The sequence below is a fragment of the Ruegeria sp. YTSA168 genome (genome assembly GCF_059610045.1).
The window spans coordinates 425,309-442,367 of sequence record NZ_JBXWMW010000002.1 but is presented as its reverse complement, the minus strand read 5'-3'; the positions used below and the strand labels follow the sequence as shown (position 1 = coordinate 442,367).

The 17,059-nt window shown below is 58.1% G+C and carries 16 protein-coding genes; 10 read left to right on the top strand and 6 right to left on the bottom strand.

Going from position 1 to position 17,059, the window contains the following annotated elements; all coding sequences use genetic code 11:
- Positions 1-3: 3 nt before the first annotated feature.
- A complete protein-coding gene (ehuC, locus tag AC2FFE_RS05815; RefSeq protein ID WP_496817894.1) occupies positions 4-669 on the bottom strand; it encodes an ectoine/hydroxyectoine ABC transporter permease subunit EhuC in 666 nt (221 codons plus the stop codon).
- 63 nt (positions 670-732) lie between these two features.
- Entirely contained in the window at positions 733-1,575 is an 843-nt protein-coding gene (locus AC2FFE_RS05810; protein WP_496817895.1) for a transporter substrate-binding domain-containing protein, read from the bottom strand.
- 162 nt (positions 1,576-1,737) lie between these two features.
- Between AC2FFE_RS05810 and AC2FFE_RS05805 the strand changes: the two genes are divergently transcribed.
- Complete coding sequence (locus AC2FFE_RS05805; RefSeq protein WP_496846128.1) at positions 1,738-2,187, top strand: Lrp/AsnC family transcriptional regulator; 450 nt, start codon at positions 1,738-1,740, stop codon at positions 2,185-2,187.
- Between the two features lie 59 nt (positions 2,188-2,246).
- Here AC2FFE_RS05805 and AC2FFE_RS05800 read toward each other — a convergent pair whose 3' ends face one another.
- The 4 genes from AC2FFE_RS05800 to AC2FFE_RS05785 all read right to left on the bottom strand — a co-directional run bounded on the left by AC2FFE_RS05800 (position 2,247) and on the right by AC2FFE_RS05785 (position 6,643).
- On the bottom strand, positions 2,247-3,416 hold the full coding sequence (locus AC2FFE_RS05800; protein ID WP_496846127.1) for a M24 family metallopeptidase: 1,170 nt from the start codon (positions 3,414-3,416) through the stop codon (positions 2,247-2,249).
- A complete protein-coding gene (locus AC2FFE_RS05795) occupies positions 3,406-4,599 on the bottom strand; it encodes a diaminopropionate ammonia-lyase (protein WP_496817898.1) in 1,194 nt (397 codons plus the stop codon). The genes AC2FFE_RS05800 and AC2FFE_RS05795 overlap by 11 nt, the downstream gene beginning before the upstream one ends.
- On the bottom strand, positions 4,596-5,747 hold the full coding sequence (locus AC2FFE_RS05790; RefSeq protein ID WP_496846126.1) for an amidohydrolase: 1,152 nt from the start codon (positions 5,745-5,747) through the stop codon (positions 4,596-4,598). The genes AC2FFE_RS05795 and AC2FFE_RS05790 overlap by 4 nt, the downstream gene beginning before the upstream one ends.
- 161 nt (positions 5,748-5,908) lie before the next feature.
- Complete coding sequence (locus AC2FFE_RS05785) at positions 5,909-6,643, bottom strand: GntR family transcriptional regulator (protein ID WP_496846125.1); 735 nt, start codon at positions 6,641-6,643, stop codon at positions 5,909-5,911.
- A 128-nt stretch (positions 6,644-6,771) separates the two neighbouring features.
- Between AC2FFE_RS05785 and AC2FFE_RS05780 the strand changes: the two genes are divergently transcribed.
- The 9 genes from AC2FFE_RS05780 to AC2FFE_RS05740 all read left to right on the top strand — a co-directional run bounded on the left by AC2FFE_RS05780 (position 6,772) and on the right by AC2FFE_RS05740 (position 17,057).
- Complete coding sequence (locus AC2FFE_RS05780) at positions 6,772-9,222, top strand: GcvT family protein (RefSeq protein WP_496817901.1); 2,451 nt, start codon at positions 6,772-6,774, stop codon at positions 9,220-9,222.
- A gap of 145 nt (positions 9,223-9,367) precedes the next feature.
- On the top strand, positions 9,368-10,525 hold the full coding sequence (locus AC2FFE_RS05775) for an iron-containing alcohol dehydrogenase (RefSeq protein ID WP_496846124.1): 1,158 nt from the start codon (positions 9,368-9,370) through the stop codon (positions 10,523-10,525).
- A gap of 187 nt (positions 10,526-10,712) precedes the next feature.
- Entirely contained in the window at positions 10,713-11,582 is an 870-nt protein-coding gene (locus AC2FFE_RS05770; RefSeq protein WP_496846123.1) for a phosphate/phosphite/phosphonate ABC transporter substrate-binding protein, read from the top strand.
- Positions 11,575-12,390, top strand: coding sequence for a phosphonate ABC transporter ATP-binding protein (locus AC2FFE_RS05765; protein ID WP_496846122.1), 816 nt, complete (start codon positions 11,575-11,577; stop codon positions 12,388-12,390). The genes AC2FFE_RS05770 and AC2FFE_RS05765 overlap by 8 nt, the downstream gene beginning before the upstream one ends.
- Positions 12,383-13,189 carry a phosphonate ABC transporter, permease protein PhnE gene (gene phnE / locus AC2FFE_RS05760; RefSeq protein WP_496846121.1) on the top strand — a complete coding sequence of 269 codons (807 nt, stop codon included), beginning with the start codon at positions 12,383-12,385 and terminating at the stop codon, positions 13,187-13,189. Before AC2FFE_RS05765 ends, phnE begins: the two co-directional genes overlap by 8 nt.
- Positions 13,186-13,839: a class I SAM-dependent methyltransferase gene (locus tag AC2FFE_RS05755; protein WP_496817906.1), complete on the top strand. Its 654-nt coding sequence runs from the start codon at positions 13,186-13,188 to the stop codon at positions 13,837-13,839. Before phnE ends, AC2FFE_RS05755 begins: the two co-directional genes overlap by 4 nt.
- Positions 13,836-15,047, top strand: a complete 1,212-nt coding sequence (locus tag AC2FFE_RS05750) for an alpha-D-ribose 1-methylphosphonate 5-triphosphate diphosphatase (protein ID WP_496846120.1) — start codon at positions 13,836-13,838, stop codon at positions 15,045-15,047. Before AC2FFE_RS05755 ends, AC2FFE_RS05750 begins: the two co-directional genes overlap by 4 nt.
- Positions 15,044-16,255 (top strand): MFS transporter, encoded by a 1,212-nt coding sequence (locus tag AC2FFE_RS05745; protein WP_496846119.1) that lies wholly within the window; start codon positions 15,044-15,046, stop codon positions 16,253-16,255. The genes AC2FFE_RS05750 and AC2FFE_RS05745 overlap by 4 nt, the downstream gene beginning before the upstream one ends.
- A complete protein-coding gene (locus tag AC2FFE_RS05740) occupies positions 16,242-17,057 on the top strand; it encodes a sugar phosphate isomerase/epimerase family protein (RefSeq protein WP_496817909.1) in 816 nt (271 codons plus the stop codon). The genes AC2FFE_RS05745 and AC2FFE_RS05740 overlap by 14 nt, the downstream gene beginning before the upstream one ends.
- Positions 17,058-17,059 lie beyond the last annotated feature (2 nt).

Sequence of the window (17,059 nt, the reverse complement as noted above, 5' to 3'; positions counted from 1 at the left end):
TGGTCAGGCCCTCCCCAGTTTGCGTTCCATGTAACGCTCTAACCAGCGCATGAACGGCGTGACCATGAACCGGGCGAGGACGTAGTAGATCACAAGGGCAACGCCAAAGATCTGGGCGGATAGAAAGGTTGTCGCATTGATCTGCCGGGCTTCGAACATCAGGTCTGCGACCGAAATCAACGAAACCAGCGCCGTGCCTTTCAGCAGTTCGATCATCAGGTTCCCCCAGGGCGGCAGCATGTTGACCAGTGCCTGAGGCAGGATGATCCGCCGCATGCGCTGAGCCGGGCTCATGTTGATGGCAAGCGCCGCCTCCCATTGCCCCTTAGGCACAGAGAGGATGCCACCCCGCACGAGTTCAGCCCCGTAGGCGCCGATATTCATGCCAACTGCCAGATAGCCGGCTGTGAATTTTTCAATCGAAAGGCCGAATAGAGGCAGAACGAAGAAAATCCAATACAGCTGCACGACAAGGGAGGTACCACGAAAGATCTCGATATAGGTGATGGCGGTGCCGCGGACTAACCTGTTGCTTGACAGTTTCATTAGCCCCATTGCTAGCGAGATCGCGATGCCTAGGGTCGCTGCAAGGAAGAACTGCGCCAGGGTAATGCCGGTGCCCGTAAGCAGGCGCGGCCAGTATTGTTGTAGAAATTCGAATAGGCTCATGTGCCTGCCGTTCTAGTAGATATTGGTGTGCGGCGGGTATGGTCCACCCGCCGCGAATATGGGTCAGCGGTTTTCGCAGACCCATTCGGCTGTTACGTCGCCAGGGAGGTTCGATTCGACGTAGCCGTATTCTTCAACCGATGCGAGCATAGCCTCCGAACCCACATATTCAGCGAGTGCGGCGTTGAATTCTGCCATGAAATCGGCGTCTGCTTCGCGGAACCCGATGCCAACATAGTTCAGGGTCCAATCGGGCAAGGCGCCCGGATCGGTGACGTCGATGTCATCATTGGTCTCGGCAAAGTAGTTCGCTTCGAAATAGGTCATTCCGCCAGCATCGGCGCGTCCGGCTTTCACCGCAGCCAGCATCTCTGAAGGTCCCGGAACCTGCATGATCTGGTCGTCACCCAATCCTTCTTTCTTGGCGGATTCGACGGTGTTGTAGCCCGCCCCGGTCACCATGATCGATCCTGAATTCAGGATGTCCTTGAACGTCTGGATGTTCTTCGGGTTACCCGCCGGTACGATGAATGCATCGCCGGTCTGCGCTATTGGCTCAGAGAACGAGATGTTCTGGCAGCGGCTGTTCAGGATATACAGGCCACCGGTGATCAGGTCATAGCGATTGGCTTGCAGGCCGGGGATCAGACCGCCCCAATCGGTCAAGCTGGTTTCGATGTTATCGTAACCCATCTCGGCCAGAATGCCGAGCGCGATTTCGTTCACGAAACCTTTGGCTTTGCCGTCTTCATCCGGGTAGCCCCAGATCGGAACGTTCGAAAATCCGATGCGGATCGGCTCACCTTCAGCGATCCTGTCGGCAATCGGCCCGGCAAGTGCCGAGGCTGCGCCACACACAGATAGAACACCAGCAAGCAGCAAAGATCTAGGTGTTTGTTTTTCCATTACTTCCTCCCAAGATAGCTTCAGCGCTGTATGAACTGAAAGGTCAAACAGCGCGCCTTCCAGAAAACATGCTAGTTGTTGTCAGCGAGGCTTAGCGTCGAATTTCAGAGATTTGAGAGGATTTGCGTTGTCATGCCGGTCAAATATGAGCAATGTGCTCGCATGGATGACAAAGACCTTGAACTGCTTGCCTTGGTGCAGCGCAACGCAAGACAAACAGCCGAATCGTTGGGGGAAGAGATCGGATTATCGACGCCTGCGGTTCAGAAGCGTTTGAAAAAATTACGCGAAACGGGTGTGATTGAAAAAGAGATTGCCGTGCTTTCGCCGCCCAAGCTGGGGCGTGAGTTGACCGTCATTGTCGAAGTCAAGCTGGAACGGGAAAGCCGTTTGCATCTGGACAATTTCAAGCGGGTAATGAGAAACAGCCCGGCGGTTCAGCAATGCTATTACACGACCGGTGAGGCTGATTTCATTGTGATCGTCGTTGTTGCCGACATCAAGGAATACGAAGCGTTCACGCAGGAATACTTCTTTGATGATTCCAACGTAAACGGCTTCACCTCATCCATTGTCATGGACCGGGTGAAAGTGTCGCTCGATATCCTTTGACCAGATGAATGCGGCCCCAAAGCTATTGACGCTTGGGAGCCCGCCGAGAACCAGAATTGTCAGATGACGATAATGTCTTTGGGTGCGCGGGTGGTCAAAAGCTCTGCGCCGTGTTTGCGGACAACGATGTTTTCCTCGTGCACCATCATCAGCCCGGACCGGTAAGACAGTGAGGGTTCAAGCGTCAGCACCATCCCGTCTTCTAGTACTGTTTCATCAAAGGCCGCGTGCGAGGGTTGTTCGGTCAATTGCATTCCTAACCCATGTCCCAGACGGCCGATATCTCCGCCTGAGGGGTCGATCTCGGCGATCACATCTGACATGGCTCGGAACAGATCTTTGCAGGTGTTTCCGGCTTTTGCGGCCTCGAACCCGGCCTCAGTTGCGCGCCAGAGCGTGTCGTAAGCGCGACGGGTTGCGTCATCGGCGTGGCCTATGGCCCAGTTACGGTCAAAATCGCAGAAATACCCATCCCAGACACAGCCGGTATCCAGCATCATCACATCACCCGCCTGAAGCGGGCGGCGCGACGGAGGGGAGATAACATCCGCATACCCACCGGGTTCGGCAGCTCCCACAACATAGGGTGCATTGTCTGCGCCCTGTGCCAGCGCTTCGCGACGAAAGGCGCGGAATACATCTTCGAGTGGCATGCCCTCGGATACGATCTCCGGGACTCGTGCAAAGGTGGCTGATCCGATGGCGCAGATATGGGCGAGTTTTTCGATCTCGGCCTCGGATTTTACCATGCGCAGATACTGCACCAGCCGGGTTGTATCGGCGACGTGCAAGCCGGGCAGGGCAGCAACCAGCAGTTCCCAATCTCCAAGAGGCATGCGCAGCTGCGTCTCATGCCCTTTCATGACGCCGATCTTGTCACCCCCTTTGGCCAGCGGCGCAAGAAGATCAGTCAGCAGGCTGATGCCGTCATCTTCGGGGCAGGGTGCGCTCCATGTGCGGATGTCATCCAGCCAGGATCGGCGCATCAATTCTGCCCCGATCTCGGGGATGATCGCGATGGGTTTGCCTGCAGCTGGGACAAAAAGAAACCAGGGGCGCGTTGGACTTTGCCAGAACAATGTCTGGAAGCCGGTAAAATAGTTGAGCTCGGGTTCCGTCATGAGAAGAAGACCGGCAAGGCCGTCCTGGATCATTCGGTCCTGGGCTTTTGCGGTGCGCGCCGCGAATTCTGTTTCGGGGAAGCCGCGTTCGAGAGCGCTAGGCTGCATCGCGCCCCTCCATGATCATCTGGAAGATAGCTGGGTCGGTTACGCCTTCGGAGCCGATCAAAAGCACACGAGAGGTGCCGTCCAGACCCAGCTGAGCCGATACATCGTCATCTTTACGGGCCATGATCAAGGCTGCCAGACCGGCGACCGCGCTTTCACCTGCTTCGAGTGCTGTATCACCGGGCAGCGGACGCGCCAACAGCCGCACTGTGGGGGCTACAACGCTTTCAGGGATCGTCAGGAAATCGGTGGCTTCCTCGGCGAGGATCTGCCACGCCAGTGGCGAAGGCTCGCCGCAGGACAGTCCGGCCATGATCGTCTCTTCAGCAATGGCAACAGAGGTGGCTGTACCCGCCTTTGCGCTTTTAAACAGGCAGGCCGCCAGTTCCGGTTCAACGATGATCACGCGCGGAGAGTCAGCGCCCCAGTGCTGGCGCAAGGCAGCGGCAACGCCTGCGGCAAGCCCGCCAACGCCACCTTGCAAGAAGACATGGGTCGGGGCCTGGTCCAGCGTTTCGCAGATTTCGCGAGTCATCACCCCATAGCCCGACATAACATCGCATGGCGGTTGGGTGTATCCGGGCCACGAGGTGTCTGAGACCACAAACCACCCATTCGTCTCGGCCTCGGATTTCGCCAGAACGACCGATTCATCATAGTCCCCTGCGATGCGGATCACTTCTGCCCCCAGTTTACGCATAGCCTCTGCGCGGCCCTCGCTGACCTCGGCGTGAATATAGATCCGGCAGGGCGCACCAAAGCGTTGACATCCCCAGGCAAGCGACCGCCCGTGATTGCCATCGGTGGCCGAAACCAGTGTGACTTTGGCCACTTCATCGCTGTATTTGCCCTGACGGATGTCCGATAGGCTGATATCGGTGCCAAGGCGCTTTGAAATTTCGCGTTGCAGGACACGCAAGGCGGCATAGGCCCCGCCCAGGGCCTTGAAGCTGCCAAGGCCAAAGCGAGGGCCTTCATGCTTGTAAAGAACTTCGCCAACACCGATCTGCTCGGCCAGGGTTTTCAGGGACACAAGGGGCGTCGGCGCATAGCCGTCCCAGGCCATGATCTCGGATTGGGCTGTGGCGAAGTCTGCTGCGGTGAGGACTCTTTTTGATGCATCACCGGTTTTGCGGGTCGCAGCGACATGGCCCAGATGGGCCTGTGGAAGAAGGTCAGTCACGGTTTGTCCTCTTTGGCAGGTAAGCGATCTCGCACCAGCGCGGCCCAAAAGGCAGCGCCGATTGGCAGAAGCGCGTCGTTAAAGTCATAATCCGCCGCATGCAGCGGTTGGCCATGCGCACCCTGGGTGCCATTGCCAAGCAACAGAAAGCAGCCCGGCACAGCGGCAGAGAAATGGGCGAAATCTTCTGAAAAGCTCATTGGCGGGCACTCACCATCAGCTTCGAGCCCGGCAGCCCGCGCGGCGCGCAGAACTGCATTGACGGGTTGGGGCGCGTTTATCGTTTCGATGAATTCCGTGTTGAATTGCATCGTCGCCGTCACGCCATGGGTGGCCGCAACACCATCGACGATCTGGTGCATGAAACGTTCGACGGCCTGACGATCCTTGGGCAGACGCGCCCGAACATCGCCTTTCAGAACGGTATGCCCCGGCAGCACATTTCTTTGCCCGTCGGTTAAGAACTCGGTCACCGACACCACGGCGCCCGTACTGGGGGCCAGTTTGCGTGACACGATCGTCTGAAGGGCCAGCACCATTTCAGAACCCACCGTGATCGTATCCACACCCACCTGCGGCATCGACGCATGACCGCCTTTGCCAGTGATCTGGATCTCGAACAGGCTTTCCGAGGCGCAAATCTGACCCGGACGGGTTGAAATCTGCCCCACATGGGTCCCGGGCAGATTATGGATGGCATAGACCTCTTCAATCGGGAACCGCTCCAGCAGCCCTTCGTCAATCATCGCCTGAGCACCCAGCCCGTGTTCTTCGTTTGGTTGGAAGATAAACACGACCGTGCCGTCGAAATCCTGGTCCTGGGCCAGCATCTCTGCGGCCCCTAGCAGCATCGTTATATGGCCATCGTGACCACAGGCATGCATGACGCCAGGATTGGCGGATACGTAGTCATGAGCACTTTGTTCCGCGATTGGGAGGGCATCCATATCGGCCCGCAACCCGATGGCGCGGTTGCCTGTTCCGGCCTTCAGAATGCCAACCACACCAACACCTTCATGCACTTCGATACCCAAAGCACGCAATCGTGCAGCGACCGTGACCTTCGTGCGGTGTTCCTCAAAGCCAAGTTCGGGATCCCGATGGAAGGCGTGCCGCAGCTCAATAAGGTTCTGTATCCGCGCGTTCAAAAGCGCCTCCTGTCAATCTCAACGCCGAGCATAGCCTTTCGGATCGTTTCTTGGCGTTGATGATCCGCCAATCTGCGACCAAAAACATCACAAACTTGCCGAACCATGAGGATTTTCCGAGCGCAACGCAAGGCCAGTATACGACCGGATGCAGAATCTGATTATCGATTCACAACGGTTCGGGCAGAAAACTCTGCCAACTCGCCGCGCCAGATTTGCCGACCTAAACAAAAAGGCTGCCCGGTATCGTCTCGGATGATCTGTTCCAGTTCGATGCCAGCCTGGTAAGGGGCGGTTCCCAAAAGCGTGGCCTCGTCAGGTTGGATCATGCGCATACGTATGACAACGTCGCCAATACTGGCAGATACCCCGTATCGATCCTCTAGCAACTGGGTGGTCGATTGCCTCAGGTCGTGATCCATCAAATCCGGGCACCTCTGGGCGACAACCATCTCGGTTTCAATCAGGGTCGGATGGCCGTTCATTCTGAACAGACGTGTGTAGTGATGCAGCTTCTCGCCAACCGGGATGGACAAGGCCGCAGCAAGCATATCGTCTGCGGTTGCGCTCTGTGCACTGATGAGTTCGATCCCCAGATCCGTGCCAAGCGTACGGGCATCGGCGGCAAAGCTGACACGATTGCTGATGTCATAGCGGATACGTTGTGGGGATACGTAGCGCCCCCGACGGTCTTCGCTATAGGCCAGGCCTTGTGCTTCGATCGCTTCCAGCGCCCGGCGGGCCGTCATCCGGCTGACGCCGAACTGATCTGCAAGTACCCGTTCGGAGGGCAGCGCTGCATGTTCTGGCAAGCACCCGGTCAGAATGTCCTGACGAATGCTCTCGACAATCCGGCGAAAGCGCGGCGGCGCAGGGTTTGGTTGTGACTGGTTCATGAAGGGTCCGTGGTTTTCGTTTTCATATTACGATTTCGGATAGGCGCCAAGATACAACTGGTATATACCAGCTACGAATCGCCGGGTTTCCGGCTTTGATATTCCCTTGCGCGGCAGGAAACCGGACCATGGCTAAACCCCTTCCAAATCACGCTCAGGTCGTCATCATCGGTGGCGGTATCCATGGCTGTTCCGTCGCCTATCATCTGGCCAAAGAAGGCTGGACTGATGTTGTTCTGCTGGAGCGCAAGCAATTGACCAGTGGAACCACGTGGCACGCGGCGGGGTTGGTCGGGCAATTGCAAGGCAGCCATGCCACAACCGCCATGGCGAAATACGGGATCGAATTGCTGGAAAGCATCGAAGCCGAAACAGGTCAGAACCCCGGCTATCGCCGCTCGGGCTCGATTTCGGTCGCGCTGAATGACGAGCGTCATGCTGAATTGAAACGCAAGGCAGATTTCGCGATGCTTTTCGGGATTGAGGCCCATGCGGTCAGCGTTGATGAGATCAAGGAACGCTGGCCGTTGATGAACCCGGATGGCGTACTGGGCGGGATCTATATGCCCAGTGATGGGTCTGCCAATCCAATCGATCTGACGACGGCTCTGGCCAAAGGTGCCAGGATGCACGGGGCACAAATCTTCGAACATACGCGCGTCGATGAGGTTCTGGTCGAAGGGGGTCGGATTTGCGGTGTGCGCACGGACAAAGGAACAATCACGGCTGATTTCGTGGTCAATTGCGGCGGAATGTGGGCGCGGGAACTGGGCCAGCGCAATGGCGTTGGGGTGCCTTTACACGCTTGCGAGCACTACTATCTTGTCACCGAACCGATCCCTGACCTGCCATCGGACCTGCCGGTTTTGCGTTCATATTGCGACGGGACCTATTGGAAGGAAGACGCAGGCAAGCTGCTGTTCGGGTTTGCTCATTTTCAAGCCAAACCATGGGCGGCCGGCGGTATTCCGGAATCATTCGAGTTCGACAGTCTACCCTTTGTCGAAGACGACGTGATGGAGGTTCTGGAACTGGCGATGAACCGCGTGCCGATCCTGCAAGAGACCGGTATTCGAACCTTCTTTAACGGGCCGGAAAGCTATTCTTATGACGGGCGTTTCACGCTGGGTGAGGCCCCAGACATCAAAGGGTATTTCGTGTTGGCCGGTGTGAACTCGACCGGTATTCAGTCGGGTCCAGGAGCAGGCAAGGCGCTGGCCGATTGGATTATGCGGGGTCACCCGCCGTTTGACCTGTCCGAGATGGATCCGAAACGGTGTGAGGAATTTCAGGCGCGCGATCCTTATCTGCAGGAACGTTGCCCTGAAACCCTCGTGCTGACCTACGCCATGCATTGGCCGGGGCGACAGCGCCAAACTGCGCGCAACCTGCGGCGCACGCCGTTTTACCACGCGTTGAAGGCCAACGGGGCGTGTTTTGCCGAGATGCAGGGATGGGAGCGCCCGGGCTGGTTCGCTCCGGAAGGCGTGTCGCCGGATTATGATCACAGCTTCTTTCGGCCCAGTTGGTTCGACCATGCGCTGACCGAGCAGAAGGCAGCGCGCGAAGCCGTGGCGATGTTCGATTATTCCATGTTGGGCAAGTTGATGGTCGAAGGCGCGGATGCCGAGGCGTTCCTGCAGCGGGTATGTACCAACAATATGGCGATGCCGGTGGGTCGGGTGGCCTATACTCTGATGCTAAATGCGCGCGGGGGGATCGAAAGCGATGTCACCGTTGCGCGCCATGCCACGGACGCGTTCATGGTTATGAGCTCGATCTCGCACACAAGGCGCGACTATCTGCACCTGCGCGACGCGATCCAGCCGGGCGAGGATGTGCGCCTGCGTGACGCCACGACGGCCTATGGCGTGCTGTCTGTCGCAGGACCGAACGCACGCGATCTCTTGGCGGCAGTCTCTGACAGAGATGTCTCCAATGCGACCTTCCCATTCAACAGCCTGCAACATTTCCATATCGGTCATGCTCCGGTTTTTGCTCAAAGGCTGTCCTATACCGGAGAGCTGGGGTGGGAAGTGTTCGTCACCCCCGATTTCGCTGAGCATGTGTTTGATGTTCTGATGGAGGCGGGGAAAGTCCATGGCTTGCGTTTGGCTGGCGGCGAGGCGCTTAACGCGCTGCGTATCGAAAAAGGCTTTCTGCATTGGGGGCATGATATGGCCTATACCGAAGCACCGCATCAGATGGGGCTGGAGTTCGTCTGCAAACCCAGGAAGGATATCGCCTTCGTAGGCAGGGACGCCTATGTTGCAAGCCGCACGGCGGGGCAGGGGCCGTTTCTGTGTTTCCTCAGGCTGCGCGATCCCGATCCCCTTTTGCACCACAACGAACCTGTTCTGCGGGATGGTAAAGTTGCGGGCTATGTAACAGCAGGGGCCTGGTCTTATACACAAAGCGCGGCGGTGGGGCTTTGCCTTCTGTCTGTGCCGGATGGGTCGGTTGAAAAACAAACAATAGGCAGCGGGGGCTATTCAGTTCTGATCGAAGGCCGCGAATTTGATGCCGAGATCAGCCTGACCCCGTTCTATGACCCCCAAAACAACCGGATGCTATCGTGATGTGATCATCCGCCTGAACTGCGATGCACAATTGCAGTGCCCGGACAAAATAATGTCGATTCAGGCACATCTTTGTCGTTTCTTTCTACTCAGATCGCGGCACATCGCTACAATCTGAGAAGCAATCAGACGGCAGGAGGTGCAGATGACGCCATTCAATGTAGGTCGGGTTCCTCCGGCAGCTTTCGGTGCGGGCAGGATTGCAAAGGTGCCGAAAATCGTCAGCGCGTTGGGTGAGGGGCCCGTTCTGATCGTTGCAGACACCGTTCTGGCCGAGATAGGGGTCACGGATAGGCTGACCCACGGGTTGCAGGCCGCGGGCATTGCTTTTGACCTTGCGGCTGAGGTGTTGGGCGAACCGAAAGAGGCATTGGTGGATGCTCTCAGTGCACGTGCACGTGCGATGGGTGCCGCTGCGGTGATCGGCATCGGCGGCGGTGCGGCGATGGATGCGGCCAAGCTGGTGGCGGCAATTGCCCGGTCCGGTCGACCTGCTGCGGATTTCGCGCTGGCGGCTCAACCATTGCCTGCGGATGGTATGCCTGCAATCGCAATTCCAACCACCGCCGGAACCGGATCAGAGGTAACCAGAACCTCGGTCATCTCCCGGGCTGATGGCAGCAAGACCTGGTTTTGGGGCGAAGAGCTGATGTTCGCCCAGGCGGTGTTGGACCCCGAACTGACGCTCAGCCTGCCAGCCAACCTGACCGCCTGGACGGGCATCGACGCTGTTGCCCACGCGTTGGAGGGTGCGACGGCGCGTGGCACCAGCCCGGCGGGACAGCTTTATGGGTTAGAAGCGCTTCGCATTCTAACCAATGCTTTGCCAAGGGCCGTGGCGGATGGCACCGACCTTGAGGCCCGCGGGCGTGTGCTATGGGCCAGTATGGTCGCTGGTCTGGCCCTGCATAACTGCAACACGCATATGGGTCACAATATCAGCCATGCGCTGGGGTCTTTGGTGCGTATTCATCATGGGTTGGCGACGGGTCTGGCATTGGAGGCCAGCCTTCCATGGCTGGTCGCGCGCCCTGATGGCGCCGAAAATTATGCGCGCGCAGCTCAAGCAATGGGCGCAGCGGATCATGCCGAGGCTTTACCAGTGGCTTTGTCAAATCTGATGCGCCGCTGTCAGATATCTCCAGACCTGCCCGCAGTATGCGCCGGTGTGACTGTGCAGGCTTTGGTGGCCGAGATGAAGAACCCTGCCAATATCGGCATGGCTCAAAATGCAGCGTGCCCGGTTGGCGACGATGATCTGACCGAGATGGCGTCACTGATGCTGCAAAAGGCGATTGCGTAGTCTTAACATCCGGGATCGCGCTGGTTTTCGCGATCCCGAATACGAACGCCGTGCGGCTGCGGAAACTGGTCTTTTGCCAACTTAAGCGCGCCGACCTGTTTGAAACAAGAACGTTACGCCGTTGTCATGCCTACGTTTCATTCCCTCTGAATCATTCGGATGAATTTCATACAGTGGGGGAATCACCATGAAATTTCGTTCTTTACTTACCGGCGTGGCGCTGGCGGTTATGGCTGCGGTCGCAGCACAGGCCGAAACGTGGAAGCTTGCGGTCACCGACGTAGAAGGCATGGAGCGCCTTCAGCTTGAGTGGGGCCCGTTCAAAGACGCGCTTGAAGCAGCTACCGGCGACAGCTTTGAATTTTTCGCCGTGAACTCGCGCACCGCAGCTGCAGAAGCCCTGCGCGGTGAGACGGTTGATTTCGTGGTTTCGGGTCCGGCTGAGTACGTGGTTATCAACAAGCTGACCAATGCGACACCGATCGTTGGTCTGGGTCGGCCGGACTATCACTGCGCCATCGTGGTGCGCGCAGATAGCGGCATCAACACAGTTGCCGACCTGAAAGGCAAAACGGTGGCTTTTGGTGACATCGGATCGACATCCAATATGCTGTGCCCGATGCAGGTTCTTGCCGATTATGGTCTTGATCCGGTCAACGACATCCAGAAAACCCATACCAGCCGCAACATTGCGCATGAAGCGTTGAAAAACGGTGATGTGGATGCGCTGGGGTCGAATGCAGGATCCTGGCTCAACGTGCGCAACAAGGAAACCGAACTGCCGTATGGCTTCTTCAAAATCCTTGCGCGTTCGGGCGACCTGCCGAATGACATGATTATGGTCGGCGCACATGTGCCCGCTGATGCCGCCGCCAAGGTGCAGCGCGCAATCATTGACAATAAGGCCAGCATCATCGCGGGCATCACCGCCCATGAAGAGAACGACAAATATGTCGGCATGGACCTGGTTGAGATTGAAGACAGCGCATATGACTATGTGCGGTCCATGTATTCGAACGCGGGCTACCCCCAGTTCGACAATTTCATCGGTGACTGATCTTTATACACCGACGCGCGCATCAGGCGTGAAGATTGGGACCGGGGCAGAGGTATCTGCTCCGGTTCTCCCTGTGGATTTACGGGTCAGCGGACTTGCCAGGAGTTTCGCGGGTACGCCCATCTTTCAGGACGTCTCTTTTGGTCTGTCGCGTGGCGAGGCGGTTGCCATTGTCGGTGCAAATGGCACAGGAAAGTCCACTCTGCTGCGCTGTCTTCTGGGTCTGATCCCGGCGGATCGGGGGCAGATCAATGTTCTGGGCACCGAAGTGGCCGGGGCGCGTTTGGCACAGCTGCGCGCGATGCGGGCGCAGATGGGTCTTGTGTCGCAGAAACACAACCTCGTGCCTCGGCTTTCGGTGCTGTCGAACGTGGTTCAGGGCCTGTTGGGCCAACGTCCGGGCCTGCGCCATTGGAGCCAGAGTTTTGCCCCAATCGCGTCACGCGAGGCGGCGATGGTTGCGCTGGAAAAGGTCGGGCTGGCCCATCTTGCGACCCGGCGGGCCGACCGGCTTTCGGGCGGGCAGTCACAGCGCGTGGCGATTGCCCGTGCCTTGGTGGGTCAACCCAAAATCCTGATCGCGGATGAACCCACAGCCTCGTTGGACCCGGCCGCGGGCGAGGACGTCATGGACCTGTTCTTCGCGCTTGCGCGGCAGGAAGGCGTCACGGTTATCTTCATCTCGCATAATATCGAACACGCTTTGCACTACGGCGATCGGATCCTTGGGCTGGCGGATGGGCGCATGAAGCTTGACGCGCGGGCCGCGAGCATCAAAGCAGAAGATCTGAGAGGGCTCTATGACTGATATCGCACCTCCGGCCCGGTATGATCGTCCGTCGGCGTTGGCGTTCCTTGGCTATGCTGCGGCTTTGGCCATTATCCTTTGGTCCTTCGCGGGGGCCGGGTTTTCGGTCGAGAAGGTCATTTCATCCCCGCCGCGTTTCGCTGACTTTCTGGACCGCGCTTTTCCTCCGAACCTGGAGCCCATGGTTCTGGCCAGGCTGGGCTGGAAGATGTTGGAAACCTTGCAGATCGCACTAGCCGGGGCCGTGATCGGCGTAGTTGTTTCGGTTCCCATCGCGCTGCTGGCCGCCCGCGATCTGATCGCTGGGCCATGGATCAACCAGACCGTCCGAACGGTGCTGGGATTTATTCGCGCTGTGCCTGATATCGCCTGGGCGCTGGTGTTTGTGGTGGCTGTTGGGTTGGGCCCGTTTGCGGGTTTGCTGGCAATTGCCATTGATACCGTTGGCTTTTGTGGTCGCTTCTTCGCGGATGATATGGAAGCCGCAGACAAGGGTCCGGCTGAAAGTCTGACGGCCACCGGGGCCCGTAAGCTGGATGTTGTGGCCTGTGCAACCATCCCCGCCGCCATGCCTGCCTTTGTCTCAACATCGCTTTACGCGCTGGAAAAGGCAGTGCGATCCTCGACCATTCTGGGGCTCGTGGGCGCGGGCGGCATTGGGATCGAATTGAAGGTTGGTTTTGATCTTTTTGACTATCCCACGGCAATGACGGTGATCCTGATGATCGCTGTGGTTGTCATCGCAATCGAGCAAGTTTCGGGCTGGGCCCGAACCAAGATTATTGGAGAACAACGTTGAAGACCGACACCGCCGACCGGCATTGGAACAAGATTTGGGACGAGATCGAAGAAGGTTCGAAATGGCTGACGCCGGAACCCGATGTCAAACGATGGGCAGAAACACTGAAGAAGGGCGCTGCAATCCTCGACCTTGGGGCGGGCGTGGGCAGGCACGCATTGTCTTTGCAAGCCGCCGGTTTTGCGGTCACCGCCCTTGATGCTGCGCCCGAAGGTCTGGCTGAGATCGAGAAGGCCAAGACAGGGGTAACAACCAAACTGGGCCGTATGGATGATTTGCCATTCGAGGATGGCAGCTTTGATCATATGCTCAGCTGGAATGTCATCTATCATGGGGATGAGACGGTGCTGTTGAACACGATCGGGGAAATCCGGCGTGTATTGAAGCCCGGCGGCACCTTCATGCTGACCATGCTGTCAAAACGCCGGTTGTGGATTGACCGCGAAAAGCTGAACGATCCGTGCGAGATTTCGCGCAACACCTGGGTGTTTGACGAAGACAGCTCGGACAAACGCCACCCGCACTACTATTGCGGCGCGGTCGAGATGTTGGCGTTGTTTCAGGGCTTTGAAGTCCTTTGGATGGAAGACCGCGAACATGAAAAACCGGGTTCGTGGCACTGGCATCTCATTCTGGAGCGTCAGGCATGACCCAGACCTTTGTCGGGGCACAGGTGTATCTGCCCAGTCAGATTATTGAGACAACCGTTACCATTGATACGGGTGTGATTGTGGAAATCGGTGGCCCGGTTCAGGGCGAAGAAATCGATGCGCGGGGCAAGGTGCTGGCACCTGCGCTGATCGACGTGCATGGCGACGCGTTCGAGCGTCAGGTGATGCCGCGCCCCGGTGTTTTCTTTCCGGTTCAGACGGCGGTTCTGGAGACCGACCGGCAACTGGCGGCCAACGGGATTGCGACGACCTATCATTCGATCACGCTGAGCTACGAACCGGGTCTGCGTAGTGTTGAACGTGGACGTATGATGATCGAGGCTATCCGGGATCTGGCCCCGCGCTTGACGGTTGAAAACCGAATTCAGTTGCGCTGGGAAACCTTTGCGTTTGAAGCACTGGAAACGCTTGAGTGGGCGATGGAGGCCGATCTGAAACCGTCGCTTGCCTTCAACGATCACCTGTCGATGGCGATGCGCAGCGACAGCACCGGTATTCAGGACCGGCTTTTTGAGCATAACCCGGATTTTGCAGTGATGGATTTGCAGGATGCCGCATTGTTCGAGGCACGCTACCGCAAACATACCGAACGGTCCGGCCTTGATTATGACGACCACAAGGAATTGGTGCACAAGGTCTGGGATCGACGGCCCGAGGTGGTGGACACGATGAAAACACTGGCGCGCAAAGCCCGCGCAAAGGGTATCCCGATGTTAAGCCATGATGATACTCAGGCCGAAACCCGCAGATTCTATCACGATCTTGGGGTGACTGCGTCGGAATTCCCGATGTCGATGGATCCGGTTGAGCAGGCCCGCGCTGACGGGGACATGATCGTCTTCGGCTCGCCCAACGCAGTGCGTGGCGGCAGCCATATCGGATCTCTCGGTGCGGCGGATATGGTCGAGGCGGGGTATTGCGACATGCTTGCGTCAGACTACTACTACCCGGCAATGCTGGCCGCTATAGATCGGCTGGACCGCGAAAAAAGGGCTGATCGGCTCTCGCTTTGGTCGCTTGTTTCATCTGGGCCGGCCCGAGGCATGGGTCTGTCAGATCGGGGTGAGATTTCTGTCAGCAAACGGGCCGATCTTGTGCTTGTGGACTGGCCCCAAGGGCATACCCCTGCAGTTCAAGGAACCTGGGTGGCCGGGCTCTGTGCCTACCGCGCATGGCCGCAGGGATGATTCAGCGCGATCATTGGCCGGCCATCGGGCTTGGGGTCAGCCAGATCATGGGCTATGGCGTTCTGTACTACGCCTATGCCATCTTGTTGCCAAAGATGACAGGCGCGCTTGACCTGACGCTTTCGGGTATCTTCGGTGTCCTGTCCCTTGCCTTGTTTCTGGGTGGTTTCATGTCCCCGGTGGCTGGTATCCTGACAGACAGATTCGGCGGGCGCTTTGTCATGAGCGGCGGGGCCTTTTGTGCTGGCCTTGCCACGATGACATTGTCGCTGGCCGAGGGGCGGGTCGGTCTGTTTACAAGCATTCTGCTGATCGAGGCCGCAGCGATGTTTGTCCTTTACCCCGTGGCATTTGCTGCTGTCTCGCGGCTTGATCTGTCCGTATCGCCACAGCGCTCGATCACGATTATCACGCTTTTTGGCGGGGTCGCGTCGACGATTTTCTGGCCGCTGACATTGGCCTTGTATCAAGCGGTTGATTGGCGCAGCGCCTGGCTGATCCTGGGGTGCGCCTATCTTATGATCTGTGTGCCATTACATTGGTTCTGTCTGCGCGGCCCCGAACGTGATCTGGCCGCGCCCTCTTCGGCAAACACGACGGATTGGCCCGAACTGGAGGAGGCAGAGCGCAAAACCGGAATGCTCTGGATGGTGACCTCATTCGTGTTCTCAGGCTACCTGATGGGTGCGGTGATGACGCTTTGGGTCTCCAATGTGCAGGACCTTGGCCACAGCGCCGCGATGGCGGCTCTGGCGGGCGCGGTGATCGGACCGTTCAAAACGGTGGGGCGATTTCTTGAACTGCTGATCAGCCGCAACCTTTATCCCCGTATCACCTATATACTGGCGCTTGGCCTGATGCTGGCCGGGTTTCTGACACTTCTGACGGTGGGATTCACGGTGCCCGGCGTAATCCTGGCCGCAGCCCTTTATGGCATGGGCGACGGGATCAAGACGATTGCACGCGGCACGCTGCCGCTCGCGCTGTTCGGCCAGAAGGGATACGGCGCCCGGCTTGGCTGGATCAACACGGTTTCGATGGCCGCCAATGCATCGGCCCCGTTCGCCTTTGCCTTTCTCACCCAGCATTTCGGAGGCTGGACAAGCTTTGCCGCCATGAGCGCAATCCTCGGCCTTGCCATTCTCACTTCGCTTTTCATCCCTGACGCCCGCAAATCAAGAAAGAGCCCAACCTATGACCCCGCTTAAGATTGGTGCCTGCCTGGCCCCGCACGAAATCGCAGATCATCGCGACTGGTTGTTTGACGCCAACCGCGATCTGGAGCTTCAGGGCTTCAGCCGTCATGCAGAACTGACCACCGAGCTCGACGACCGGATTGCCGCGGTGCAAGCCGCGCTGAACGGATTCCAGGGGCGACGCGGGATGCATGGACCCTATGAGGGGTTGGATATGGACAACAAGGACCCCGAGCTGCGACCGCTGATCACCGCCCGGTATCTCAGGGCGCTGGAAGCGGCGGACCGGATTGGCGCGCGCCAGATGGTCCTGCATTCACCCTATGCCCGCTGGTATGCCTGGAACCGGCTGAACACATTTGGGTATAAGGAAGAAAAGCTGGCTCGGATCCACGATGTCATGACCCCGGTTGTCAAATCGGCCGAGGAATTGGGCATTACGCTGGTCATCGAGAACATCTTTGATGTCGATCCCGCGACCCGCCGGGAAATGGTCGATAGTTTCAACAGCAGTGCCGTCGCCGTGTCGATTGATACAGGCCACGCGCATCTGGCCCGTCGTATGTCCGGCGCACCGCCAGTGGACTACTTTATTCGGGATGCGGGCGATCAGCTGAAACATGTCCATCTGCAAGACCTCGATGGCCATGCGGATCGCCATTGGGCCCCGGGCGAAGGCGAAATCCACTGGCCCGAAGTGTTCCGAGCTTTGTCAGAATGCAACTCGGCCCCGCATCTGGTGCTTGAGCTGCGCCGGAAATCCGACATCCCGGCGGGTTTTTCCTATCTGCAACAGATGGGGCTGGTGGAGTAACC